The sequence below is a fragment of the Ottowia cancrivicina genome, from assembly GCF_029813755.1.
In the GTDB taxonomy this organism is placed as follows: Bacteria; Pseudomonadota; Gammaproteobacteria; order Burkholderiales; family Burkholderiaceae_C; genus Ottowia; species Ottowia massiliensis.
On sequence record NZ_JARVII010000013.1, the window covers coordinates 38,422 to 63,146 of the forward strand.

Consider the following 24,725-nt stretch of genomic DNA (forward strand, 5'->3'; position numbering starts at 1 on the left):
CTCAAGAGGCTCCAGCATGACAGCACCCCTGCTTTACGAACTGCGCGTTCTCAGTGGCCGCCAGCGTGGCGCCACGTTTCCGATCAAGCCAGGTGCGCCGTTGCGCATTGGACAGGACTGGTCCAGCGATGTTGTGCTGCGCGCGGACAGTGCCGCCGCCGCGCGGATCTCTTTGCTGGATGACGAATCCGCGCTGGAGCTGCAGGTGGAGAACGGCAGCTCGCAGGTAGAGGAAGTCAGCATTGATGCAGGCCAGAAAATGGCCGTGGGCCTGTATGTGCCGTTTTCCCTGGGCGACGTGCAATTGGCGGTAGGACAGGTGGGCGCGCCGCAATGGGGCGCACTGTTTGGCAACGCTACCCCGCAGCCGCTTGTGCCAGCTGAAACGCAAGGCAATGCCTTGCAGCCGATGCAGCCTGCCGCCGTAGCAAGCGCGCGTTGGGTGCGCCGCCTGTTGCAGGGCGGCGTGGCCCTGGTGGCAATTTCGGCTGGCGCACTGACCTTGAGCTGGGCCATGGATCGCCACCCGGGCACACCCGGCCAGCAGGTAGAGCAGATGCGCCAGAGCCTGCACCGCCTTGGCTATGCCACTCTGGATGTCGAAATCCGCGACGGTCAGCCTGTTGTCACGGGCTATCTCAATTCGGAAACCCAGCGCGCCGAGTTGGAGCAAGCCTTGGCGCGCACTTCCATGCGAAGCGTCCGTGTCATGCCGTGGATCAATGAACAAGTCACGCAAGGCGTGGCTGAAGTATTCCGGCTCAATGGCATTGCGGCGCAGGTCAAATCTGCCGGATCGGGCGTTGTGCAAGTCCACACACGCGAAGCCAACACTGAAAACCTGCAGCGTGCCGAAGCCGTAGCACGGCGTGATGTGCCAGGCCTGGTCAAGCTGGTGTCCGTCAATGACGCGCCACCTGCCGCAGCCAAGGCTTCTCCCGTGGCGGCGGATCCTGGCAAGCGCGTGGCGGCCATTGTTCCTGGCGACCCTGCCTATGTGGTCACGGCAGATGGCACGCGCTACTTCACGGGCGCAGTGTTGCCTACCGGGCATCGCATCCAGGCCATTCAGGCCAATCTTGTTCAGCTGGAGCGCGATGGGCAAATCAGCCAGCTGACCTTCTGAGCTTTTTCTTTGTTTTTCCGGCGCAGACCGTTTCCTTGGACCGGCGGTCATTGCGCTTCATGCTTCAGGTCCCTGTCTCACAAAGGAGAGCAACATGAGCAACAGCGTATCCCCTCTGTCCGTGCTGGCGACTTCGCCCCTGACCGGCTCGCAACGTCCGGGCGGCAAGTCCTCCAGCTGGTATGAAGCCATGGCTGAAGCCTGGGGCAAGACGCTCAATGCCAAGGCCAATGAGATTGAGGTCGCGTCCGATCAGCTGGCCGAAGGCAATGACCGTCCCGAACACATCACCCGCATGACGGCGCTGGCTCAACAGATGGGCTTCATGTCCAACAGCGCCCATACCTCGCTGCAATCTGTGGGCACGGCGCTCGAAACGATGGCTCGCAAGCAGTAAGGGCCGGGAGCAGAAACCGCATGAATGCACTGTCATCCCTGATCCCAGCCGAGCAGGCGCTGGCCGCAAGCCACAGCGCGGGCGGCGCGCCAGCTTCCGTGCAGGCGGGCTATGGCGTGTCGCTGACCGACTTGTCGGGCTTCAGCGACGCGCTGGCTCGCGCTGATGGCACGCTGCACCCGCATGCCACGGCGCCCGCCGCAGAAACCATGCAGGCGCTGTTCAGGCCGCTGGAGCACATCAATGCCGAGGCGGCTTCGCTGTCCAAGCATGCTGAAAGCGCCATGGCTGCGGGCAATGACCTCACGCCCGGCGAGATGGTCATGCTCACCGTGCGCTGCCACGAATTCCTGTTTCACAGCCAGCTGACCGCCAACGTGGCCAACCGCACGTCTGACGGCCTCCAGCAACTGTTCCGGCAACAGGCGTGATGCGCGCGCTTTCCCGTCCGGCGCGTCCGGCTGCCGCCCATTGGCGGTGGCTGGGCGCACCTTTGATGGCCTTGCTGCTGGCAGCCTGCTCCCAGCAGGAGCTGTATGGCCAGCTCAGCGAGCGCCAAGCCAATGAAATGGTGGCGGTGCTGCGCATCGCTGGCGTGAAAGCCGACAAGGTCGCAGCCCGGGACGGCAAGACCTTCACGGTCACCACCAACCCGGGTGATTTCTCCCGCGCCGTTGAAGTCCTGCACGACAGCGGTTTGCCGCGCGATAACTTCGACACCCTGGGTCAGGTTTTCAAGAAAGAAGGCTTTGTTTCCTCACCGCTGGAAGAGCGCGCGCGCTTCACGCATGCCCTTTCGCAGGAAATCTCCCACACCATCTCCAGTATTGATGGCGTGCTGCAGGCGCGCGTGCATGTCTCCGTGCCTGAGAAAAATCCGCTGTCAGACAAGCCCGCAACCGCCACCGCTTCGGTTTTCATCCGCCACCGTCCGGGGCTGGACATGACGCAGCAGGTCGGCAAGATCAAGGCGCTGGTGGTCAATGCCATTGAGGGCTTGCCTTATGACAACGTCACCGTCGTTCTCTTTCCCGCAGAATCCATGCCCGTCGTAGCCAAGCCAGCGGCTCCCGCGCCTGCTTCCATCTGGGGAACAGATAGCTTCAAGCCCGTTGTGGCCATCGGCGCAGGACTGGGCGTTGCCGCCCTTGTGCTGGCCTGGTTTCTGGGTTGGCGCCAGCGGCGTTCGGCCAGTTCAGGCCATGCCTTAACGGTGCGCAATAGGGCGTCTTCGGCGCCCCCGCCGTCCAAATCCGCGCATTCTTCCTGAGCGTTCCGGGTGGTTCGCTGTTTGGCATGAAGACACGAAGCCTCCGGGCCAGGCCACAGGCTCCAAGCCTGTGCCGCGCTGGCGGCTTCGTTTTCAGGCTGCCATGCGAGCCGTTTTCTTTCAATGCGCTGCTTCTTCAAAAAGAGGAGCGAATTTCAGGGGCGCAAAACAAGAAAGGTCCTAGTGCAATCGAGAGAACGTGCTATGAATGAAAGAGCAGAAACGCCTTCTTCCTTGCCTGAACTTCCCTCTGCTTGCCAGGCTTTGCCCATTGCTCCCAGACACCTTTTGGTCTCCTGCGACTGCCATGACTGAAACGCTTGCTGAACCCGCCGAAGACGCCATCCAGCCTTCCCTTTTTGCCAGCATGGCGGGGCGGCGGCGCCAGCGCCTGGCGGCTGCCCGCCTGCTGGCGGGCACGGGCGCGAGCTGGCGCACGATTGACGCCTGCCCCGCCTGGGCCACCGCCAGCGAAGGCGAACGCCAGCGCCTGGCCGCCTTCGTTGGCGCATGGTGGCTGGCTGATTCGCTGCGCGCCAGCATCGACGGCAAGCGCCTGGCCGCCGTGTGTGAAGTGCTGGGCGAAGACGGCCTCCAGCGCCTGTTGCGTGCCGAAAGCGGCGGTCTGGAGCTTGATGCAGCTCCGCCGCGCCCCGGCCTGACTGAAGCTAGCCAATGCGCTGACCAACTGCAGTCTTGCGGCCGCGCCCTGCTGCTGTGGGGTCTGCCCGCCGCGCTGCGCGCCCTGATGCCCGCCGCACTGGGCTGGCCCGCCCCTGAAGTCAATCAGCACCATGCTTTTGACGCCCACATCGACTGGGCGCGCCGCGCCATTGACACCGGCACGGCTGAAGCCGCGCGCTGCGTCCAGCCTGCCAGCCCGCCAGAAGAAGGCGAAGAAGGCGAAGAAGAGGCAGGCAATGCCGATGACGAATGAAGCAGGCGGCCCGCAAGCCGCCGCTTCAAAATCCGCCACCCGATAAGCCGCGCAAGGCGGCCCGCTTCCTGACCTCCCTTCATGAGCTACCTGCTTGCCCTGGATGACGCCTTCCCTGGCGCCATCGCCACCACTTCTCCCATTGTGCCCGCCAGCGAGCTGCCTGCGCTGCAAGACGCACTGGCCCTTTCCGCGCGTCTGACCCAGCTGCTGGCCACGCAGGAGCAGCAAGTCACCCAGGCTTGCGAAGAAGCCCGCGCCCAGGGGCGCGAAGAAGGGCTGGAACAAGGCCGCGCGCAGGCGCTGGAAAGCGGCGCGCAGGCATTGAGCGACACGCTGGAGAAAATCGCCCGCGAGCAAGCCGCCCAGCGCGAAGAACTGCGTGGTGCGCTCGTCACCCTGGCCTCATCCATGGTGCGTTGCATGGCGGCTGAACTCGCTCCGCCCGACGTGCTGGCCGCGCTGGCCGAGCGCGCTTTCGAGCACGTCGTGCCCGCGCAAAGCGTGCGCGTGCGCCTGGCCCCCGGCATGCTGGAGCCTGTGCAGACCCGCCTGGCCGCCCGCCAGCTGGCCTTGCCCGTGCAATGCCAGGCCGATGAGCGGCTGGGGCCGCTGGAATGCGTCATTGAATCGCCCACCGGCACGCTCATCGCCGGGCTGGAAGCCGTGCTCGACCGCACCGCCCAATCCCTTGAACTCTCGCGCCAGATGGCGCAGCAGCAGCGCGAATCGTGAGCAGCAACACCGCCCGCCCCCTGTTTGATGACGCCCTGGCCCAGGGCCTGCGCGTCATGCAGCCCCAAGTCGCCCGTGGCCGCGTGGCCCAGGCTTTTGGCACCACCTTGCGCGTCAGCGGCCTGCAAGCCGTCATTGGCCAGCAGTGCCTCATCCGCGATCCTGCACGCCCCCACGCCACTCCGCTGCGCGCCGAAGTCGTTGGCCTGCATGAGCACGAAGCCATCCTCGTGCCGCTGGGCCACCTGCAAGGCATCTCGATGGGCGCCGAAGTTGAAATCATGGAACGCGCCTCCCTCATCCCTATGGGAGAAGCCCTGCTGGGCCGCGTGCTCAACGCCTTTGGCGAGCCGCTCGATGGTCAGCCCCTGCCTGCCAGCGTGCCCCTGCGCTCCTTCTACAGCGAGCCGCCCAACCCGCTGCACCGCGCCCCGGTTGATAAACCCTTCATCACCGGCGTGCGCGCCATTGACGGCCTGCTCACCGTCGGCGAAGGCCAGCGCCTGGGCGTCTTCGCCATGGCCGGCGGCGGCAAATCCACCCTGCTGGGCATGCTGGCGCGGCAGGCGCGCAGCGACATCAACGTCATCGCCCTCGTGGGTGAGCGCGGCCGCGAAGTGCGCGAATTCCTGGAAGAAAGCCTCGGCCCCGAAGGCATGGCCCGCTCCGTCGTCGTCGTCTCCACCAGCGACCGCCCCGCGATGGAACGCCTGCGCGCCGCCCAGACTGCCACCGCCATTGCCGAAGGCTTTCGCGCCCAGGGCCAGCGCGTGCTGCTCATGATGGACTCCGTCACCCGCTACGCCCGCGCCCTGCGCGAAATCGGCCTCTCGGTAGGCGAGCCAGCCGTGCGCCGGGGCTTTCCGCCCAGCGTCTTTGCCGAGCTGCCGCGCCTGTTCGAGCGCGCCGGCAACGACGCCCACGGCTCCATCACCGCCTTCTACACCGTGCTGGCCGAAGACGAAGACAACACCGACCCCGTCGCCGAAGAAACCCGCTCCATTCTGGACGGCCACATCGTCCTCTCCCGCAAGCTCGGCCAGGCTGGCCACTACCCGGCCATTGACGTGCTGGCCAGCGCCAGCCGCGTCTTCACCCGCGTCACCAGCCGCGAGCACCAGCAGGCCGCCTTGCGCGTGCGCGCGCTCATGGCCAAACACGAAGAAATCCGCTTCCTGCTGCAAGTGGGCGAATACGCCCCCGGCAGCGACGCCCTGGCTGATGACGCCATTGCCGCCCAGCCCGCCATTGAAAACCTGCTGCGCCAGCGCCCTGACGAAGCCAGCGCCTTTGAAGACACCATCGGCCAGATGCAAGGCTTTGCCGCCTCCTCCGCGCGCAGCCGCGACATCCAGGTTGAATGACTGAATGAGCGGCGCCCAAGACCTGCCCCGCCAGCTTGAACAGGCCCGCCAGCTGGCCCGCCTGCGCCAGCTGCGCGAGCGCACCGCCCTGGCCGCCCTGCACGAAGCCGACAAAGCCCTCCTTCAGGCTGAAGAAGCGCTGGAGCGCCGCCGCGCCGCCCTGGCCCGCCTGAGCGAAGAGCGCGGCCAGCTCAGCCAGCGCATCGTCCATGAATGCGCTCCCGACCTGGGCCGCCTGGCCGCCTACATCGGTGCCATGACGGCCGACCTTGACGACCAAATCGAGCGCACCGAATACGCCATGCTGGACGACGAAGAAGCCCTCGACGAAGCCCGCAAGAGCCGCGAGCGCGCCCGCCAGGCCTGGCTGCGCGCCAGCGCCGCCGTCAATGCCGCCGAAACCCTCGTCACCGACACCCGCCGCGCCCACCGCCAGGCGCAAGAAGCCGTGCAAGAGCGAGAAGCCGAAGACGCCGCCAGCGCCGCCCACAGCCAAAGGCAGCAGCAGGAACGCGGTTAAAGACAGGCCATTATTAGCTCTTAAAACAAGAGCGTGACGTCCTAGTGGAAACTGCGCAAAGCGGCATTTCAGATGCCCTGAATTTGCTCCTGTTTTTGATGCCATCTGGCGCTGTTGGGGGAGAAGTCCCCCCGGCTCCGCCGCGCGGAAGGCTATGCTGCCGGGCCAAGTTTTGCTCACGCCTGCTGCACTCATGTCCACGCTCCCTCACCAGATCCGGCTCATTGGCGGCCAATGGAAGCGCACGCGCCTTGGCGTGCCCGGCATGCCCGGCCTGCGTCCCACGCCTGACCGCGTGCGGGAGACGCTGTTCAACTGGCTGGGGCAAGACTTGGCGGGCTGGCGGGCGCTGGATGCCTTCGCGGGCACGGGCGCGCTGGGGCTGGAGGCCGCCTCGCGCGGAGCGCAGAGTGTGCTGCTGGTGGAGCAGGACGCGCGGCTGGCCGCCGCCTTGCGCCAGCATCAGCAGCGCCTTTCGGCCAGCGCCGTGCAGGTGCTGCGCGGCGATGGCGTGGCGGCCCTGCACGGCCAGCCTGCGGGCAGCCTGGATGTGGTGTTTCTCGATCCGCCTTTTGCCGCCGCCAGCCTGTATGCGCCCGCACTGGCCGCCGCCGCCAAGGCTTTGCGCCCTGGCGGCTTTGTCTATCTGGAAGCAGACGCCTCATGGCAGGGCCGCCCCGAAGCCGCTTCATTCACGCTGCGCCGCCACCTGAAGGCGGGCGCGGTGCATGCCCATTTGTTCTGCAAGCCCCTGCCCACGGAGGAAAAACCATGAGCCGCCCTGTCATCGCCGTCTATCCCGGCACGTTCGATCCCATCACGCTGGGCCATGAAGACATCGCGCGCCGCGCGCGCGAGCTGTTTGACGAGGTCATCATCGCCGTGGCCATCGCCCATCACAAAAAAACTCTGTTCACCTTGGAAGAGCGGCTGGAGATGGCGCAGACGTCGGCCCGGCAATGGCCGGGCGTGCGGGCGGAGCCGTTCGAGGGGCTGATCAGCCACTTCGTGCAAGCCAAAGGCGGCAAGGCAATGGTGCGCGGGCTGCGCGCGGTCACTGACTTTGACTACGAGTTCCAGCTTGCGGGCATGAACGGCGTGCTGGCGCCGGAGGTGGAGACGGTGTTTCTCACGCCGGGCACGCGCTACCAGTTCGTCAGCAGCACCTTCGTGCGCGAAATCGCCCTGCTGGGCGGCGATGCCGAACAGTTTGTGGCCCCGCACGTGTGGCAGCGGCTACTGGAAAAACGGCGAAGCAGCGCCAAGCCCTGAGAACCCGTCTTCAAAAAATCAAGCGGCATGGTTGGTTCTCTTGCTTAAAAGATTGCGAACAGGTTTTTAGCGCGAATTGCGCCAAAGCCGTTTTTACCCTTCGTGAATTTGCTCTTGCTTTTGACGTGTGACGTTCCTGCGCCGCCGTGCCGCCAACGCGCCTGCCAGGCCCAGAGCGCCCGAAAGGGCGGCCAGCGCGCCTGTTGATGCGGAGGGCACGGCGGCAGGCTGCTGCGGCAAGGGGCGCAGCGTGATGCTGATCGTGTCCAGCGCGAAGATGCGTCCGACGAAATTCATGCCGAATGGCCCCGAAAAATAGGGTGTGTGCGGTGTGCCGGTGCCTGTCTGGGACGCGAATTCCACCTTGTCCACGTCGCTGTAATTCAGGTTCAGGAATGTGGGGCTGCCCGCCGCAAGCGTGACGGTCCGTGTATCAACCACCGTGCCAGCGCGCGAGGCGGTGATTTTGACTTGCAGGTTGTTGTGCCAGACGGGTGTGATGTAGAGACTGTGCAAGTCAAACCGCCTGCCGCCGCTGCCGGTGATGGAGCCGGTCAACCCGTCATTTGGCGTTGCAGGCGGCGTAAAGGGAACAACGGCCAGATTGCGAGGCGTTTGCGCGCCATCGGTGTAGCCGGAGCCCAGGTATTGCCCGGTGCCAAACGGGTCTTGCATGGTGTTATTGGCGCACTCGAGGTTGTTCCACACCAGGCCGCCGTAGCCTGCAGCAAAGGTGTAGTCGGTGCGGGCGTTGCTGTAGTCGCAGTTCAGCTCGTCAAAGTTGATGATGGCCGCTTGTGCTTGCGCGGCTGCGAACAGGGCTGAAGCGATGATCAGGCGTTGCTTGAGGTGCATGTTTTTCTTGAAAAAATGTAATTTTAAGAATGGGACAGCGGCGGAATGGCTTCCCTTCCTCAAATTTTTACGGGTTTTTTCATGAACTTCAAAGGCAGTCAATGGTCCCGCTGCGCGCCTGCGTTCACCAATATTCACGGCACGTGGCGGCGTTGGCGAAAAAAGCTTCGCCGGTTGCCTACGGCGGCCATGAGGCCGTAATTATTGCTCCTCTATTCATAGCGCGCAGTCCTAGTCAAACGGGCGCAGAGTCCGCTTTTATATGCTTTAAATTAGCTCCTATTTTTGATTTATGAGGCTGCTGTGCCGCCCATGTATCCGGCCTTGTCCGCTTTGTTGCAATTCAGGCTAAGCTGCCGGAAACCGTGCGGGCAAGTTTTTGTCGATGAAGGGGCAGAAAAGACGCGGCGGAAAAACCGGCGGAGATTGTCAGTGCAAGACCGAGAAACCTTCCCAGCTGTTTCAACCCGCAGCGCCGTCGAATGATATGAATAAATGGTTTTGACAAGGAGAAAATGCAATGAAAAAGCGTGTATGCGCCGCAGGCGCCTTATTTTTGGCATTGGCAATGGCGCTGCCATGCGCGCCGGCCCTGGCGCAGGAGCAGGCTCGCAAAACCGACCACGCCGAGCCAAAACCTGTCCAGCAGGGCACATTGACCAATGAAAAATTGCAACGTGACGCCATGATGGGGGTCGCTGCCAAGGCAGGCGTGCTGGGCTGCGAAAAAATCACTGGCGTGCAGCCATTCGTGACCCGCATGCCCTCGGGGGAGCCTGGCGCGCGCAGCTGGCAGGAAATGTGGGTGGTTCAGTGCGGGGCCGCCAAACACAATGTGGTGATTGATTTCAGGGAGAGCGGCATGAGCGCGGCGGATTGGACCATCCGCCAGTGAACCGCCGCCGCCGCTGGGCTGTGGCGAGGCGCTGGAGCCTGCTCATGATCTGGCCGCAGGCTGCGCTGAAGGGCCGCGCTTGTCCGTGCGCCGGAATGCAGAGCCAGCTCATGAGCAAGCGGCCTTCAGGCATCGCGCGGGCCTGCGGCAAAATGAATTTCCTTTTTGCCTCAGGTTTTTTTCATGAGCATCAAAAGCGACAAATGGATCCGCCGCATGGCCAAGGAGCACGGCATGATCGAGCCTTTCGAGCCGGGCCAGGTGCGGCAGGTGGACGGGCGCAAGATCGTCAGCTACGGCACTTCCAGCTATGGCTATGACATTCGCTGCGCGCCTGAATTCAAGATATTCACCAACATTCACAGCACGGTGGTGGATCCGAAGAACTTTGACGAAAAGAGCTTTGTCGATTTCGAGGGCGAGGTTTGCATCATTCCGCCCAACAGCTTTGCGCTGGCGCGCACCGTGGAATATTTCCGCATTCCGCGCAACGTGCTCACCATCTGCCTGGGCAAAAGCACTTACGCGCGCTGCGGAATCATCGTCAATGTGACCCCCTTCGAGCCGGAGTGGGAAGGCTACGTGACCCTGGAATTCAGCAACACCACGCCCTTGCCCGCCAAGATTTACGCAGGCGAAGGCTGCGCGCAGGTGCTCTTTTTTGAAAGCGATGAAGTATGCGAAACCTCTTACAAGGACCGGGGCGGCAAGTACCAGGGCCAGGTGGGCGTGACGCTGCCCAAGACCTGAAGCCGCCCATGCGCACGCTGGCCCTTCTTTTTTGTGTCAGCCTGCTGGCTGCTGCATGTGGCGCGCCGCCCCGTGCGGCGGATGCGTCAGCGCGCCAGCAGCCTTATCCAGCCTGCGCGCCCATGCCCACGTCCGCCGACCGGCAGGCCGCCTGGCAGCCTGTGCCGAAAGGGCAGGCGCGCGAGAACATTCCCCGTGTGCTGGTGAAGGTGCTGGTTGAAACGAATGGCTGCGCTTCCAGGGCCGAGATCAGGCAGTCCAGCGGCTACCCCTCGCTGGACAACTACGCCGTGCGCCGGCTTCTGGCCACGCGCTTTCTGCCCGGCACGCGCAACGGCACGCCCGATGCCATGTGGGTGACAGTGCCCTTTCTTTTTGCGCCCAGCGGCATGGGCGTGCCCACGTTCGTCGTGCACGACGCGCCGCCCAGGCCATAGCGCATGGCGCGCAGCGCGCCGCAATACGTTGCGATACGCCGTTTCACGCAGCGCCGTCAAGATGCCTGCGTTAGCATTCGTCCACTTTTTGCAACCAAATGGGAGAAAGCACTGATGTTCACGTTCCGAGCAATCGCGCGGCGCGGCTTGGCGGCCTGTTGCGGGCTGATGGCCGCCGCCGCCCTGGCGCAGCCCGCGTCCGCGCAGGAAGGCGCACGCCGCGTGCGCGAAGTGATCAACCTTGACACCGGCTTGGCGCAGCCCGCACCCGCGCAGGAAGGCGCCCCCCAGCGGCCTGAACCTGTGGCGCAGACTCAGGCGCCAGCGGCCGAGGCGGCTGACAGGGCTTTCGTCATCACGCCGGGTGATGGACGGCTGGGCACTTTCAAAACCGTGCAAGGCCAGGTCACGCTGGCGCAGGGCGACACGCGCCGCGCCGCCGTGGTGGGCGGCGCCCTGCTGCCCCAGGAGCGCCTGAGCACGGGCGCAGACGGCATCGCTGCTGTCACCTTGCGCGATGGCACCGTGCTCACGCTGGGGCCTGATTCGTCGCTGGATCTGGCCGAGTTCGATTTCAACTCCACCACGCAGGAAGGCAGCATGTGGGTCAAGCTCGCGCGCGGCAGCCTGCGCGTGATCACCGGGCTGATTGCCAAACTCCAGCCTGAAAAAGTCAAAGTCACCACGCCCACCGCCGTCATTGGCGTGCGCGGCACCGATTTCATTGTCGAGACCCGCCCATGAGGATTTCTCCGGATTCCCGCCCGGCCCTGTTGCCGCTTCTGCTGGCCGCAGCCGCGCTGCTGGCCGCCTGCGCTCCCGCCACCCGCGTCACCTTGCTGCCCCAGCCGGGCAGCGCCGTGGAAGTGCAAACGGGCGAGCGCCACGAGCGGCTGGATGAGGCTTACCAGACCCTGTCCGTGTCCACCCAGTCGGAAGTGGAGCGCGGCCACACCACGGCGCGCGCGGTGGAGCGGCGCATGGGCAAGCTGCTGGCCGCCGCGCCTGCGCCCGCGCAGCGTTACGCGCTGTACTTTCACACCGGCTCGGTGCAGCTCACGCCCGAATCCGAGGCCGAGCTGGACGCCGTGCTGGCCGAGGTGTCCAACCGCCCCGGCGCGGAAATCATCGTCACCGGCCACACCGACACCGTTGGCTCACTGACTGCCAATGACGAGCTTTCGCTCAACCGCGCCCGCCGCCTGCGGGAAGACATCATCGCCAAAGGCTTTCCCGCTGCCCGCATCGAGGCCGTGGGCCGTGGCGAGCGCGAGCTGCTCGTGCCCACTGAAGACGGCGTGGACGAGCCGCGCAACCGCCGCGTTGAAATCAAGGTGTACTGATCCGCACCGCAGCCACGGGCGAATGCGGACTGCCTGAATTTTGCTCCTTGATTGATAGCATGAGGTCCTAGTGGAATGGGCGCAAGGGCCATTTTCAAAGTCTTTGAATTGCTCCTGTTTTCAGTGCTTCAAGCAGCCCGGCTGGCGCGTGACGGCCTTTGAGCGCCGCGAAGGCTGCCACTGGCAAAGACGCCCATTCCCGCCGGGCTTCATCGCTTTTGCGCTACGGCCCGGCCTTGATTTCACGGATTGGGCCAGCAAGCGGCGTGAATGAAACCGTCAGCCGCGAATATGGGCGAATAAATATGGGCGGATGCATGCGTGGCTTAACGGCCGTCCCGGCAGCAGTGTCTGCGGCTGGGGGGCCGGAAGGCGCCTGGCCGCGCGCAAAATCAGCGGCTTTGGCAAAACATCATTCATGAATCCGCGCTGTTTTCTTCTTTGTCTGGCCTGCATGGCGGCGCTGGCGGGCTGCCAGCCGCAGCCTGCGTCCACCGCGTCCGTCGTGCGCATCGAGGGGCCGACGATGGGCAGCACCTACCACATCAGCTACGTGCCAGGCTCCGGCGGCCAGCCTGCCGCCGCGCAGGCGCAAGGGGCGGTGCAGGCGCTGCTGGGCGAGATTGACGCGGCCGTGTCCACCTACCGTGACGATTCGGATTTGGCGCGCTTTAACGCCGCGCCCGCGTCGGTGTGCATGGACATGCCTGACACGGCGCTTGAGCTGGCGCGGCACGCGCTGGCGCTGGCGCAGCAAAGCGAAGGCGCGTTTGACGTGACGCTGCTGCCCGTGCTGGAGGCCTGGGGCTTTCGCCACGGCGCGGCGGCGCGGCCCGCGCACGAGACGTCGCCCGCGCCCGCGCCAGCCGAGCTGGAGGCGGCGCGCGATCGCATGGGCATGCAGCATTTGCGCGTGCAGCCCGGCCAGTTGTGCAAGGACGCGCCCATCCGCGTGGAATTCAACAGCATCGCCGCCGGCTACGCGGTCGATCGCGTCGCCAGCTACTTTGCGCAGCAGGGCGTGGGCAGCTATCTGGTGGAAATCACGGGCGAGATGAAAGCCGTGGGCCTCAAGCCCGATGGCGCGCCCTGGCGCATTGCCATCGAGGCGCCGCTGGAAGGCGAGCGGCAGGCGCAGCGCATCGTGCAGCTCAACGGGCTGGCGCTGTCCACTTCCGGCGACTACCGCAACTGGCACGAGGTGGACGGCCAGCGGCAAAGCCACATCATTGATCCGCGCACGCTCGCGCCCGTGCGCCACCGCCTGGCCGCCGTCACGGTGGCCGCCCCTTCGGCGCTGGAGGCCGACGGCCTCTCCACCCTGTTCATGGCGCTGGGGCCGCAGCAGGGCTTTGACTACGCCCAGGCCAGGGGCATTGCGGCCTTGTTCGTCAGCCGCCGGGAAAATGGCGCAGGCTTCGCTACCCGGGCCACGGCGGCTTTTGACGCGGCCTTTGGCGCATCACCTCAAGGAGAAAAACCATGATCTGGCTCATCGCATTCATCGTCATGCTGCTCGTGGTGGCGGGCATGGCCATTGGCGTGATAGCGGGGCGCAAGCCCATCGGCGGCTCTTGCGGCGGCCTGGCTAACGCCGTGGGCATTGACCACGCCTGCACCTGCGGCAAAGCGCCCGGCTCCTGCGGCGGCGGGGCCGCGCCTTCAGAACAAAGGTCAGAAGCGCCGCCCGCGTGAGAGAGCCTGTTCAAGAGCGGGCCGCAAGGCGGGGCGGCCCGGCCAGCTGGCGGCCTGCGCCCTTCCCGGCTGGATGGCGGGCAGGCGCGAAAGCATGCTGAATGGCATCAAAACAGGAGCAAATTCAAGCCCCCAGAAATGGCGATTACGCCCATTCCACTAGGACGTAACGCTATGAAAGAAGGAGCTAATATGAGCGCTTCGTCAGCGCCGCCCCGGAAGGGAAAAGGCAGCGCGCAAGGCTTCTGAACGCCTGCTTGCCGTCGGTCCGCAGGCGCAAAAGCGCGGACTTGGGCGCTCTTGCGGCCCTGCGAACGCCTGCCGGATTGCAAGGCGCGCCTGCGCTTTGCGGGCCATCACTCAAGCCGCATCCCTCGCGCGGCCAGACTCTGAACGGGTTCCGAAGCGCCGCCCCCGGCCCCTTTCCTTCGCGGATGCGCTCCGCTCCGCCTCATTCATTTCTGCCGAGCGCAAACTCCCGCGCTGGCGCGAAAGGAGAGCAGGCGCAGCGCCAGATCCGCTCTTGAAATCAGAGCATCAGGTCTTGGCGGAATCAGCGGGAATACCCATTGATGGCCCGCCGAATTCGCTCCTGTTTTTTGATGGATGAAGCCCCCCCTGCCCGCTCCAGGAAAGCTGGCCGCCGGGCCGCGCGCCGGGGCCGGGGCGTCCGTTCACGGCCAGGCTGCGGGCGTCAATCCAGCGCGGGCAGCGCGCCGAAAGCGCCTTGCGCGAGGGCTTGCTGCATGTGGGCAAGCTGCTCGGGGGTGTTCATCACCAGGCCGTCCTGGCCGCTGATGGCTTCGTTCAGCGGCTGGGCGCTGACGAGGATGGCGCGCACATCTTCATCGCCTTCGGCGTGCAGGCCGGCTTCGTCGCCGAAGGCATCGAGCATGGCCGTTTGCAGCGGCCCCACGGGATGCAGCCAGTGGCTGATACGCAGCGTGCCCGTCAGGGTCAGGAGCACGGCGTACCAGCCGTTTTGCAGGGGCAGGTCGGTTTTCTGGCCGGCTTTGAGGGTCAGGTCCCACAGTTGCAGGGATTGCACGGTTTCGGCGGGGCCCAGCTGGCCTTGCCATTCACCGGCGATCAGGCGCAGGCTGCCTGTTTCGCCGGGCAGGCTCAAGGCAGGGATGCTTGCACTGCGGATGAGCTGGCAGTGCGGCTCGGTGAGCTTGTATTGGGCGGGCAGGTTGATCCAGAGGCTGACTTGCTCCAGCGGCGCGCCGGGCGAGGGGCGTTCTTCGCGCAGCAGGCCACGGCCCGCGCCGTTCCAGAGCACGTCGCCAGCGGCCAGCGTGTGGTCGTGCCCGGCGCTGTCACGCACGCGCAGGCCGCCCTGGAGCAGGAGGGTGACGCATTCAAGGCCGCAAAAGGCCTGCGCGCCGGTGCTGGCGCCCGCTGGCGCGCTGGCGCAGGCGGCGTGGGTGGCACGAATGGCGGCATTGGTCTGGCGGCCCATGCCGTCGTAGGTGAAGAAAAGCTGCTCTTCAAAGGCATTGCCTACGGGGTGGGGAGAGAGGGCGCGCGAGACGCCGACGACGACTTTTTTCATGGTGGCCGGAAAAATCGTGAGAGAAAAGGTGGAAAGAAACCGCCGCAGCGGCAGGAAATCAGGGCGCTGCGGCGGCAGCGCCGTGGCTGGCGTGGTTGTGCGGGCCGCCGCGCTCTTTGGACAGGGCCTCGAGAATTTGGGGCGTGATGCGCGCCCAGGGCAGCGCCTGGCCGCCGCGCTTGGCGGCAAAGCGTGCGGCGTCTTCCTCGCGGGCGAAGGCGGGCAGGTCGGGCGTGCGCATGGGGCCGCGCACTTCGGAGCCGTGCACGAACCAGGCTTGCTCCAGCGGCGTCCACTGGCCGCTGGCGGCATCGGTCACCCAACGCGATTGCACGTCGGCCTCGCTGCGGTTGGGGCTGTAGCGGCCGACGTTGGCCAGAAACAGCAGCAAATTGACGGGCGAGTCGAAATACTGCGCCGAGTGGTCGGTGTAGATGATCTGGGCGGCCCAGCGCGGGTTGCGGGCGGGGAACATGCCGCAAACGGGGCAGCGCGCGTCTGGCGGCACGGGACGCGGCGCTTCGGGCGGCAGGCCGCTGGCGGGGTCGTAAGGGGTGGGCGGGGCGACGATGCAGACTTCATCCAGCCCTTCGTCGCCCGCTGGCGGCTGCCCGGGCGCGGCGCGGCGCAGGGCCAGGCCCGCCGCGCCTGCCGCAGCCAGCGCGCCAGCGCCTGCCAGCCAGAGCCAGCGACGGCGTGTGAGGGGCGTTTTGGCAGAGGCGGCGGCAGCGGGCGGGGTCAGCAAAGGCGGCTGGCTCATGGCGGGCTGAAGAAGGGCGTGATATCAAGGACAGGAGCAAATTCGAGGGGGGTCAAAACCGGCTTTCGCGCCCATTCCACTAGGACCTCATGCTATGAATCAAGGAGCGAAATGGAGGGTAAAACCGGCCCTGCTTCCGGGCGTTTTTCAGGCGCTGTTCAGGCACATGGAGCGGCGCTCACATGCTGTTGTCCAGCCCGGAGCCGCCGCGCAGATCAATCATTTCGGGGGTGATTTCGTTCATGCGCAGCAGCTTGCCGCCGTATTCGGCGATGAACTTTTGCGCGTCTTCTTCGCTGCTGAAGGTGCCCAGGGTTTCGCCCATGGAGCCTTTGCGCTTGCTGCCCTGCACATAAAGGGCGGTGCGCGCGTCGATCCAGGCGCCTTTGGGGTTGTCCCAGTCGGCGCGGCCCATGTCTTGCACATAGACGGCGTTCACCTTGCGGATTTGCTCGGGCAGCAGCAGGGTGTTGAGCACTTCGATGGTGTCGCAGTAAAACCAGGGACGGTCTTCGCCCGCGTAGTGAATCTGGCCCTTGGGGCCGGGGTAGTCGGTGAGCAGCATGCCGTCCAGCTCGCAGGAGGTGGAGGCGGTGATTTCAACGGGTTCGGTGCTGACGGCCTGGCTGCCGGTTTCGTTGCTGCACGCCGCCAGCGGGGCGATGGCTGACAGGGCCATCAGGCCCAGCAGCACGCGGCGCTCGGAGCAGGCTTCATCACGGGCATGGGGCTGGCCGCAGCGGCAGGCGGCGTGAAGGGGGCGAAGGCGAAGGAAATCGCTCATGTCTTGAATCTCCATTTGGCAAGGGCCAAGGGTATGGCAATCCAGCCGGCCATGACGGCGGCCAGCACGTCCAGCCGCAGCAGCACGGGCGGCACCACGCTGACCAGCCCGTAGGCGCTGCGCACGTCTTCGGCGGAAAAGACGTTGAGGATGCGGAAAACGTCGGTCGGGTTCAGCAGCAGCAGGTAGGGGAAGATTTCGCCGCCGTAGCGCCCGGCAGTGCCCACCAGCACGCCCAGCAGCGCCAGGTCAAACACCAGCACGAACAAAAACCACAGGATGATGGCCGCGCCCGAAGCGCGCGTGCGGTCGCGCGCCAGCACCGAGATGAGCACGGCCAGGCTCAAAAAGGCCAGCCCCATGAGCAGCGCGCTGATCACGAAGCCCGAATAGTGAAAAAGCGCCCGCGTGCCGAACTGCCCCGCCAGCACCACGCCCACGGCGGCCAGCCCGGCCAGCATGGCCAGCGCCAGCGCCAGCGCCAGGCCCAGGTATTTGCCCAGCAGCAGCTCGCCGCGCGTGATGGGGTAGGCCAGCAGCAAGTCGAGCGAACCGCGCTCGCGCTCGCCCACGATGGCGTCAAAGCCCAGCAGCAGGGCAATGAGCGGCACGAGGTAGATGACGAGGCTGACCAGGCTGGTGATGGTGAATTCCAGCGAGCGCAGGCCCACCGTGCCCTGCTGCGCGCCGCCCGCGTAGGTGATGACGAGCGAGAACGCGGCGAACACCAGCGCCACGGCCAGCACCCAGCGGTTGCGCAGACGGTCGCGAAATTCCTTGGAGGCCAGGGTGAGAACTTGACGGGGCTGGATCATGCGGCTTCCTGTTGGGTTTGCGGGCGGGATTGCGGGCGGTTTTGCGCGCTGGCGGCCACGCCCGCGCCGCCTTCGCTGAAGAACATGTCTTCCAGCGAGGGGGCATGCACTTGCACGTCGGCCACTTGCGGCGCGGCCAGCAGGTGGCGCAGCAGGGCCATTTTTTTCTCGCGCGGGGCGCGAAGGGTGAGGGTCTGGCCGTCAAAAGCGTGTGCGAAGCCGGCCAGATCGGGCGGCCAGGCGGCCATGAAGCCCTGGGCCTGCCCGGCATCCACGCCAGCGGCCAGGCTGGCCTGCACCGTCAGCGGCAAATCGAAGATGGCGCGCAGCTCGTCCAGCGTGCCCAGCGCCTGCACCTTGCCGCTGGCCATGACGGCCACGCGGTCCACGCGGTTTTGCAGCTCGGCCAGGATGTGCGAGGTGAGCACGATGGTCAGCCCCTGGTCGCGCAGCTCGGCCAGCGTGTCCCAGAAAAAGTGGATGGCGTGCGGGTCCAGCCCCGTGGTGGGTTCATCCAGAAACAGCACGCGCGGCTGGCCCAGCAGCGCCTGCGCAAAGCCCAGGCGCTGGCGCATGCCCTTGGAGTAGGCGCGCACCGGTTTTTTGCCCGCCGCGCCCAGGCCCACGCGCTCCAGCAGCGCGGGGCAGCCTGCCGCGTCCACGCGCTTGAGGCGCGCAAAAAAGCGCAGCGTTTCCAGGCCGCTGAGGTTGTCCCACAAGGCCACGTTTTCGGGCAGGTAGCCGATGCCGCGCCGCACTTCGCGCGCGGCGCTGCCGTGCACGGGCTGGCCGCCCACTTCAATGCGGCCGCTGGTGGGCGCAAGCAGGCCGAGCATCATCTTGAACAGGGTGCTTTTGCCCGCGCCGTTGTGGCCGATCAGGCCGAACACTTCGCCGCGCCGGATGTCGAGCGAAACGCCGTCCACGGCGGTGAAGCGGTCAAAGCGTTTGGTGACGCCGCGCAAGCGAATGACGGCGTCGCCCCCGCCGGGGCTGCTGCTGGTTTCATCGGACATTGGGATTTTCCTTTTGCACGCGCGCGCGCCATTTGGCCCATTCGGTGGAGCGCGGCAGCATGCGGGGGTGGTCTTCCACGACGCTGGGCACGCGCAGCACCGGAAACTGCTGGCCCACCAGGCGCAGCGCCTGCACGGCAGGGCTGCCCAGCAGCATTTGCACGGCAGGGTAGCGCCAGCTGAGGCGGTCCACGATGTCGTTGGCTTCGTAGGGAATGTCGCCCCGGCCGTCGTGGTCGCGGTCCCAGCCGCGATAGTTGCTCCAGTAGTTGCCTTCGGGGCCGCCCCATTGCTGGTCGCGCGTGAGCACGTATTTGACTTGCAGGCGGTTCTGGATGAAGTCGTTGCCGTCCCAGGTGTTGCGCGCCGCGCCCGCCAGATGCACGCCGGTGTAGTTGTCGGCCACCACGTTGCCCAGCATCTTGGTGAACTCCACGTCATAGACGAAAAAGCCGCGCTTGTTGCCCATGACGATGTTGTTTTCCACCACCGCATCTTGCAGGGTGCGCAGCATGATGCCGTGGTCGATGTTGTTCCACGCGCGGTTGTTGCGGATGGTCTGGTCGCGCACTTCCATCAGGGCCAGGCCGGCCTGGTTTTTCCAGGTGTCGTTGTCCTCCCACAGGTTGTAGTAGGAGTTCATGTAGTGCGTGCCGTAGCGGCTGTGGTGCAGGTTGTTCTTCTGGAAGATGGCGTGGTGCGAAACGTCGATATAGAGCGCGTCGCGCACGAAGCTGATCTGGTTGCCGATGATGCGCGCGCCCTTGGTGTTGTAGAGCTGGATGCCGTTGCCGCGCCGGGGGCTGTCGTAATCGCGCTTGCCGGTGATGTTGTTGTGCAGCACTTGCACGTCATCGGCTTTTTCAATCCACATGCCAAACAGGTTGTAGGCCAGGTAGCAATGCTGCACTTTGGCGCGATGCGCGCCGGGCTGAACGTAGATGCCGGCGTTTTGCTTGTAGCGGTTGTCGCCGGAGTTGGCGACGATCATGCCTTCGATGACGACGTCGGGGGCGATGACGCGGATGGTGTCGTCCTTGCCGCCGCCATCGACCGTGGGGCGCTCAATGCCGCGCAGCGTGATCGTTTTGTCGATGCGCAGGTTTTCCCGGTAGCGGGCGCGCTGCACTTCGATCACGTCGCCGTTTTCAGCGCGGTCAAGGGCCGCCTGAATAGATTCGCCCGGCCTGACAGTGAGCGTGGCCGCCGTGGCCTGGCCCGCCAGGGCCATGCCAAGAGCGGCCAGCAGCCATTTCACGCAGTGGCTAAAAACGCCGCCCTTCATGCAAGCGTCCACAGGCCGGTGAACGCCAGCAGCCAGAACAGCGCCGCGCCGATGAGCAGGTTCTTGAAGCCCACGTAGCTGATCATGTCCATCACGCTGGCCTGCCGCCACACGCTGCCCCACCAGGGGCCGTCCTTGACGTAGGGCTTGCTCTTGAAGCGCACGAGCACTTCAAACACGCTCCAGCCAAACCACACGCCGATCACGAGCATGGGCGAGGCGCTGCCGCCTGCGGCCAGCAGCCAGACCAGCGTGGCGCCCAGCGCCGCCGCTACGCCCAGCGCCACCACCACGTGACTGGCCTGCCAGCCTTCGCGGCTGAAGGGCCAGAGGTGCTCCACCACTTCGCCCAGCAGGCGGCGCACGCCATGCAGGTTTTCCACGGAGGGATGAGCGCGCTTGCTGGGCCAGCGCGGGTCAGGCTTGATGGACAGCAGCTTTTTGGCATTGAGGCGCTGGCGGTCTTCCTCAATCGGAACGATGGGGATGTAGTAGCCATCGCGCGCAATGGCCGTCATCGGTTCGCCCGCGCGCTCGCGCGCCTTGCGCTCCTTGACCAGCGGCGGGCAGCCGACGTTGTCGGTGTAAAGAACCATGCAGTCCAGACAGTGCATGCACTCGCGCTGGTCGATGCGCCCATCGGCGTCAATGGCCAGCGCGCCGCAGCCTTTGGCGCAGGCTTTGCAGGTGTTGCAGTCCGCTTTGCGGCGCAGGCCGAACCAGCGGAACGTGGTCGGCATGGCAATCGACGCGCCCAGCGGGCAGACGTATTTGCAATAAGGCCGCTCAATAAAGATGGACAGCCCCAGAATCACCAGCACGAATGTGGCAAACGGCCAGCTGCGCTTGGTGATGCCCACGAGGAAGGTGGTCTTGAACGGCTCCACTTCGGCCAGCTTTTCGGCCAACCCCATCGAAAAGAGCGACACCACCACCAGGCCGAAGAACACGGCGTATTTGATCCACTTGAGCCGGTCATGCAGCCACTTGGGCGGCAGGAACTGGTAGCGCTTCAGCGGCGTGGCGCCCGCGATCTTGTGCAGCCCTTCCTGAATGGAGCCGAAGGGGCAGGTCCAGCCACAAAACAGGCCGCGCCCGAACAGGAAGATGGTCACGAAGATGAAGATCCAGTAGAGGAACAGGAAAGGATCGCTCAGGAACAGATCCCACTCCCACTTGAACAGCAGCGAGTGCAGCCAGGTCAGCACTTGCGTGACCGAAGGTTGCGCCATCAGGCCAAAGCCCACCCAGAAGACGAAGATGGCCCAGAAGGTGAACTTGAAGGAATTGACCGGCCACTTGTTTTTGTGCGTGGAGCGGCGCGTGAGATGGTCGCGCAGGGCATACACCACCGTGACGGCCACCAGCAGCAGCGCAAACAGCACGATCTGCGGTGCGCGCTGCTTCCACACTTTCACCCACGTGGCTTCGGGCACAGTGATCTTGGGATGGCCGCCCACCAGATACTGCTCAGGCAGCCAGTAGCCCTTGTCAAACACCGTGAACACGCGCTGGCCCGTGGCCGGATCGCGCTTGTTGCCCAGGAAGATCAGCTTCCACGGATACGCCGCCGAAAAGGCAGGCGAGCGCACGATGAAGATGCTGGATTCGCTGAACTTGGGCGCGCCTTTGGCCTTGAGGGTGTACAGGTTCACGGCATCGCTGTCCTTGAAGGTGAAGATGTCGTTGTCCTGCCGCACCTGCACGCGGTCATAAATGCCGCCGCGCACGAAGCCCGAACCTTTGAACGATTCGGCTCCCGCCGTGCGAATGATGAAGATGGCGTTTTGCCCTTCCTTCATGCGCCCCATCAGGTTTTTCCAGGTGTCCTCGCCCAGCAGCGCCGGACCGACGACGGGCGAATTGAGCGAGCCGAACCACAGCTCAATGAAAGGCACGTTGCTTTTTTCAAGCCCCACCTGCTCTGGCTTGACCACCAGCTTGCCTATTGCGCCCTGTTTGACCAGCGTGTCCCAATCCGGCAGGGGCTGGCCAGCGGCAGGCTCCACATAGCGCACCGGCTCGCGCACCAGCGGCTCGATGATGCCCACCTGCCGCGCCACGGCCGCACCGGAAGTGGTGATGACCTGGTTTTGCGCGATAACCGTCACCGTAGCGCCGGAAATGGCGTCCACGCCCAGCACGCCTTCATCGGGCCGGGTCTGGCCCACTTCAATCTTGTCCTTGACGGATTTGCCGATGTACTGGGCATTGAAATCAAGCAGCGCCGACTCCGGGATGCCCAGCAGCAAGATGGGTTCGGAGTGCTTGATGACTTTGACGCCAACGTATTTGCCCTCCGTGTCCATGCCGATCAGCGTGACCACCGGCTTGCCCGAATAGGCGGGCGTGTCGGTGATGTCGGTGGAGAGCATCACGTAGCCGAGCTTTTGCTTGCCATCTTCGCCGCCGTAGGCTTCCACGTAGGGCGGCTGGCCCATGCGTTCGGAAAACGAGGTTGCCCCCGGAAACACGTCCTTGCACGGCAACAGGGCGCACATGTCCTTGGCCGTGGCCAGCCCCGGCGGCAGGGGCGCTTCATAGGCTTGCGAGCCGCCTGCGCCCTGCCCGGCGGCCTGCACCGCCAGCGCCGCCAGTGACAGCGCCAGCCCTGTCAGCATCTTGCGAGCGAGTGTTTCGATTTTCATGAGCCAATACATCCTGGGATTTAGAACCTGTTCACGGCCTGTCCGTGAATAGGCTCTTACAAAAACCGAGGGGCCAAGCCGTCGCCAGCCCAAGCCCCTTTTTTTATTTTCCATTTTTGCGGGCAGGCCCGATGACCCGCCCGTTTACCTGCCTGCCAGGGGCACGTCAGGGTTCAACGATCATGCGTCCGCGCATTTCCAGGTGCAGCGCGTGGCAGAAGTTGGTGCAGTAGTACCAGAACACGCCTGGCTTGTCCGCCTTGAAAGTCACAGACTTGGTTTCCTGCGGATTGACGAGGAACTGAATGTTGTAGTCAGGCAGACCAAAGCCGTGCGTCAAGTCTTCCACGCGGTCAATGTTGGTGAGGATGATCGTCACTTCGTCACCCACTTTCACATTGAACACATTGGGTTCATAGGCTGGCGCGAAAGCCACTATGCGCACGGTGACTTTGTTGCCATTGCGGGTGACGCCCGCTTCTTCCGCGCTATGCACGGCCAAGGGGAAGTCATCCATGTCATAGACCTGCTTGGGATTGAGCCACTCGCGCTTGAAGATCACGAAGTCGTGCGGCTCGCCGCGCACCGGCGTGTCGTGCACCAGCACCATGCGTTCGCCCGTGATATCAAGCAACTGGTCGTTTTCAGGGTGCAGCGGGCCAATCGGCAAGAAGCGGTCCTTGGAAAACTTGTTGCCTACGCCCATCCATACGCCATCGGCTTCGATGGTTTCCGCGTGCGTGGCGTTGATGTGGCCCGGCTGGTACATCACGTCGATCTTGTCGATGATGGGGTTGACGCTCTTGTCGCCAGCGTATTTCTTGATGGCCTTGTCGATGTTCCACTTGCAAACCTGGCTGTCCAGGAACAGCGTGGTGTAGGCATTGCCCCGGCCATCGAACGTGGTGTGCAGCGGCCCCAGGCCCACTTCCACTTCAGCCACCACGGCCTTGGCGATGTCGTCCAGATTGCCATCGAACCAGTCCAGCACCTTTTGCAGCTCGATCACCGTGCAGGTGGGCGAGAGCTTGCCGGAGCACACGAAATACTTGCCGTCCGGCGTAGCGTTCACGCCGTGCGGGTTCTTGGGCACAGGCACGCGCACGGCCAGCGCTGTTTTCGGATCTTTGTTGGCATCCAGACGGCAGTCCACCACTGGAATCTTGTTGTTGCCCAGATGGGTGAATTTGCCGTCCTTGATGGCCTGCTCAATGCGGGCCACATTGAAGATCAGACAAGCGTCCACTTCCGCCGACATCATGTCCGGGTAAGTCACGCCGTTTTCGGTGTTGTACTGGTTGGTGCCCGCCAGCTTGCCATCAAACGAAGTGGCCACCAAGTCGCAGTTGCCGTCGATGCGGGCTTGCCACTTGACCTCCATCTTCTCGGCGTCCACGCAAGTGAACACGCAGCCGTAATTCGCATCGTCATTGACCGTCTTGGCGTCAATCTTTTCCAGCGGCACGTGAAATTCTTGGCCGCAAAACACACGCGTGGTGTAGTTGATATTGGGGTCCACCGGGTCGCGCTTGTCCGGGAAAATGCCGTGAAAGCCCTGAACGTGCGGCAGCTTGAGAATCTTGTCCGTCACCATGTAATCCATGCGGATGCGAACCAGACGGGCATTCAACTTGTCATTCACCCAGGCGTATTTGCCGTCGTAAATGCCATCCTTGTAGGAGCAGTGAATGTGGTGCGTGTCGCCCGTGGTGAATTCCAACGTGCCGTCCGGCTTGGTGCCCATCACGGCCTTGGATTCGTTCGTCCAGCCCCATCCCACCATGGGATCAGGGCAGCAGCCAGGAATGCGGTGCAGTTCACGGCCGGAAGGAATGCCCAGAATGCGGGCATCGCCCGTGTGGCCGCCGCTCCAGACGCCGTAGTGCGTGTCCAGCTGGCCCGGATGGATTTCAGTGCTGCCCGCGCCGCCCACAAAGCCGCGCGTCTCGGGCGCTGCCGTGATTTCAGTTTTTGGCGCCGTCTTGGGCGAAGCCGCTGGGGCAGGCGCCGCCGCCGGAGCAGACGCAGCGCTGCCCTGCGTGTTTTCCTTGCAGGCGGCCAAGCCGACCGTGACCGCGCCCAGCGCAGCGGCCGAATTCAGGAAGCGGCGGCGGCCCAGGTTGGCTGCCACATCCAGCGCTTTTTTTCCAAGCAGACTCATTTCAGACTCCTTTCGTTTCGTGGATCGATATATCCGGTTTTGACTATACAAACAGCCAGCGCCCTTTAATTGACCTTTATCAATTCCATGTTTTGCATTCTGCAA

At 64.6% G+C, this 24,725-nt stretch carries 26 protein-coding genes; 17 read left to right on the plus strand and 9 right to left on the minus strand.

Going from position 1 to position 24,725, the window contains the following annotated elements; all coding sequences use genetic code 11:
* Nucleotides 1-16: 16 nt before the first annotated feature.
* The 10 genes from QB898_RS07585 to coaD all read left to right on the plus strand — a co-directional run bounded on the left by QB898_RS07585 (nucleotide 17) and on the right by coaD (nucleotide 7,621).
* Nucleotides 17-1,126, plus strand: a complete 1,110-nt coding sequence (locus QB898_RS07585; RefSeq protein WP_279524452.1) for a SctD/MshK family protein — start codon at nucleotides 17-19, stop codon at nucleotides 1,124-1,126.
* Nucleotides 1,127-1,220: 94 nt separating this feature from the next.
* Nucleotides 1,221-1,523 (plus strand): hypothetical protein, encoded by a 303-nt coding sequence (locus QB898_RS07590; RefSeq protein ID WP_050715693.1) that lies wholly within the window; start codon nucleotides 1,221-1,223, stop codon nucleotides 1,521-1,523.
* Nucleotides 1,524-1,543: 20 nt separating this feature from the next.
* Entirely contained in the window at nucleotides 1,544-1,954 is a 411-nt protein-coding gene (locus tag QB898_RS07595) for a hypothetical protein (RefSeq protein WP_279524453.1), read from the plus strand.
* Between the two features lie 65 nt (nucleotides 1,955-2,019).
* On the plus strand, nucleotides 2,020-2,793 hold the full coding sequence (sctJ, locus tag QB898_RS07600) for a type III secretion system inner membrane ring lipoprotein SctJ (RefSeq protein WP_050715695.1): 774 nt from the start codon (nucleotides 2,020-2,022) through the stop codon (nucleotides 2,791-2,793).
* 307 nt (nucleotides 2,794-3,100) lie between these two features.
* Nucleotides 3,101-3,730, plus strand: a complete 630-nt coding sequence (locus QB898_RS07605; RefSeq protein WP_279524454.1) for a hypothetical protein — start codon at nucleotides 3,101-3,103, stop codon at nucleotides 3,728-3,730.
* A gap of 81 nt (nucleotides 3,731-3,811) precedes the next feature.
* Nucleotides 3,812-4,465 carry a FliH/SctL family protein gene (locus QB898_RS07610; protein WP_102283127.1) on the plus strand — a complete coding sequence of 218 codons (654 nt, stop codon included), beginning with the start codon at nucleotides 3,812-3,814 and terminating at the stop codon, nucleotides 4,463-4,465.
* Nucleotides 4,466-4,521: 56 nt separating this feature from the next.
* Nucleotides 4,522-5,829 (plus strand): FliI/YscN family ATPase, encoded by a 1,308-nt coding sequence (locus QB898_RS07615; protein WP_102284457.1) that lies wholly within the window; start codon nucleotides 4,522-4,524, stop codon nucleotides 5,827-5,829.
* A 4-nt stretch (nucleotides 5,830-5,833) separates the two neighbouring features.
* The gene (locus QB898_RS07620) at nucleotides 5,834-6,349 is read left to right on the plus strand and encodes a hypothetical protein (RefSeq protein WP_050715698.1); all 516 of its coding nucleotides are present in this window, start codon (nucleotides 5,834-5,836) and stop codon (nucleotides 6,347-6,349) included.
* Nucleotides 6,350-6,542: 193 nt separating this feature from the next.
* Nucleotides 6,543-7,124, plus strand: coding sequence for a 16S rRNA (guanine(966)-N(2))-methyltransferase RsmD (gene rsmD / locus QB898_RS07625; protein WP_279524456.1), 582 nt, complete (start codon nucleotides 6,543-6,545; stop codon nucleotides 7,122-7,124).
* The gene (gene coaD / locus QB898_RS07630) at nucleotides 7,121-7,621 is read left to right on the plus strand and encodes a pantetheine-phosphate adenylyltransferase (RefSeq protein WP_102283125.1); all 501 of its coding nucleotides are present in this window, start codon (nucleotides 7,121-7,123) and stop codon (nucleotides 7,619-7,621) included. The genes rsmD and coaD overlap by 4 nt, the downstream gene beginning before the upstream one ends.
* Nucleotides 7,622-7,714: 93 nt before the next feature.
* Here coaD and QB898_RS07635 read toward each other — a convergent pair whose 3' ends face one another.
* On the minus strand, nucleotides 7,715-8,476 hold the full coding sequence (locus tag QB898_RS07635; protein WP_279524457.1) for a hypothetical protein: 762 nt from the start codon (nucleotides 8,474-8,476) through the stop codon (nucleotides 7,715-7,717).
* Between the two features lie 685 nt (nucleotides 8,477-9,161).
* On the opposite strand from QB898_RS07635, the gene QB898_RS07640 reads away from it, so the two are divergent.
* From QB898_RS07640 to nqrM, 7 genes are all read left to right on the plus strand, one after another.
* Complete coding sequence (locus QB898_RS07640) at nucleotides 9,162-9,371, plus strand: hypothetical protein (RefSeq protein WP_279524458.1); 210 nt, start codon at nucleotides 9,162-9,164, stop codon at nucleotides 9,369-9,371.
* 183 nt (nucleotides 9,372-9,554) lie between these two features.
* Entirely contained in the window at nucleotides 9,555-10,121 is a 567-nt protein-coding gene (dcd, locus tag QB898_RS07645) for a dCTP deaminase (protein ID WP_279524459.1), read from the plus strand.
* A gap of 122 nt (nucleotides 10,122-10,243) precedes the next feature.
* Nucleotides 10,244-10,558, plus strand: a complete 315-nt coding sequence (locus tag QB898_RS07650; protein ID WP_279524460.1) for an energy transducer TonB family protein — start codon at nucleotides 10,244-10,246, stop codon at nucleotides 10,556-10,558.
* Nucleotides 10,559-10,672: 114 nt separating this feature from the next.
* On the plus strand, nucleotides 10,673-11,302 hold the full coding sequence (locus QB898_RS07655) for a FecR family protein (protein WP_279524461.1): 630 nt from the start codon (nucleotides 10,673-10,675) through the stop codon (nucleotides 11,300-11,302).
* Nucleotides 11,299-11,901, plus strand: a complete 603-nt coding sequence (locus QB898_RS07660) for an OmpA family protein (RefSeq protein ID WP_082203235.1) — start codon at nucleotides 11,299-11,301, stop codon at nucleotides 11,899-11,901. The genes QB898_RS07655 and QB898_RS07660 overlap by 4 nt, the downstream gene beginning before the upstream one ends.
* Nucleotides 11,902-12,319: 418 nt before the next feature.
* Nucleotides 12,320-13,387: an FAD:protein FMN transferase gene (locus QB898_RS07665; protein WP_279524462.1), complete on the plus strand. Its 1,068-nt coding sequence runs from the start codon at nucleotides 12,320-12,322 to the stop codon at nucleotides 13,385-13,387.
* Nucleotides 13,384-13,596, plus strand: a complete 213-nt coding sequence (nqrM, locus tag QB898_RS07670) for a (Na+)-NQR maturation NqrM (protein ID WP_279524463.1) — start codon at nucleotides 13,384-13,386, stop codon at nucleotides 13,594-13,596. Before QB898_RS07665 ends, nqrM begins: the two co-directional genes overlap by 4 nt.
* 694 nt (nucleotides 13,597-14,290) lie before the next feature.
* Here the strand turns inward: nqrM and QB898_RS07675 are convergent.
* The 8 genes from QB898_RS07675 to nosZ form a co-directional block, all read right to left on the minus strand.
* The gene (locus QB898_RS07675; RefSeq protein WP_279524464.1) at nucleotides 14,291-15,151 is read right to left on the minus strand and encodes a pirin family protein; all 861 of its coding nucleotides are present in this window, start codon (nucleotides 15,149-15,151) and stop codon (nucleotides 14,291-14,293) included.
* A 58-nt stretch (nucleotides 15,152-15,209) separates the two neighbouring features.
* The gene (locus tag QB898_RS07680) at nucleotides 15,210-15,911 is read right to left on the minus strand and encodes a nitrous oxide reductase accessory protein NosL (RefSeq protein WP_082203236.1); all 702 of its coding nucleotides are present in this window, start codon (nucleotides 15,909-15,911) and stop codon (nucleotides 15,210-15,212) included.
* A 178-nt stretch (nucleotides 15,912-16,089) separates the two neighbouring features.
* Complete coding sequence (locus tag QB898_RS07685) at nucleotides 16,090-16,590, minus strand: nitrous oxide reductase accessory protein NosL (RefSeq protein ID WP_233199999.1); 501 nt, start codon at nucleotides 16,588-16,590, stop codon at nucleotides 16,090-16,092.
* 101 nt (nucleotides 16,591-16,691) lie between these two features.
* On the minus strand, nucleotides 16,692-17,510 hold the full coding sequence (locus QB898_RS07690) for an ABC transporter permease (RefSeq protein WP_199170939.1): 819 nt from the start codon (nucleotides 17,508-17,510) through the stop codon (nucleotides 16,692-16,694).
* A complete protein-coding gene (locus QB898_RS07695; protein WP_279524465.1) occupies nucleotides 17,507-18,526 on the minus strand; it encodes an ABC transporter ATP-binding protein in 1,020 nt (339 codons plus the stop codon). Before QB898_RS07695 ends, QB898_RS07690 begins: the two co-directional genes overlap by 4 nt.
* A complete protein-coding gene (locus tag QB898_RS07700) occupies nucleotides 18,516-19,811 on the minus strand; it encodes a nitrous oxide reductase family maturation protein NosD (RefSeq protein WP_428982768.1) in 1,296 nt (431 codons plus the stop codon). The genes QB898_RS07695 and QB898_RS07700 overlap by 11 nt, the downstream gene beginning before the upstream one ends.
* Nucleotides 19,808-22,459, minus strand: a complete 2,652-nt coding sequence (locus QB898_RS07705; RefSeq protein WP_279524466.1) for a NosR/NirI family protein — start codon at nucleotides 22,457-22,459, stop codon at nucleotides 19,808-19,810. The genes QB898_RS07700 and QB898_RS07705 overlap by 4 nt, the downstream gene beginning before the upstream one ends.
* 166 nt (nucleotides 22,460-22,625) lie before the next feature.
* Entirely contained in the window at nucleotides 22,626-24,620 is a 1,995-nt protein-coding gene (gene nosZ / locus QB898_RS07710; RefSeq protein ID WP_279524467.1) for a TAT-dependent nitrous-oxide reductase, read from the minus strand.
* Nucleotides 24,621-24,725 lie beyond the last annotated feature (105 nt).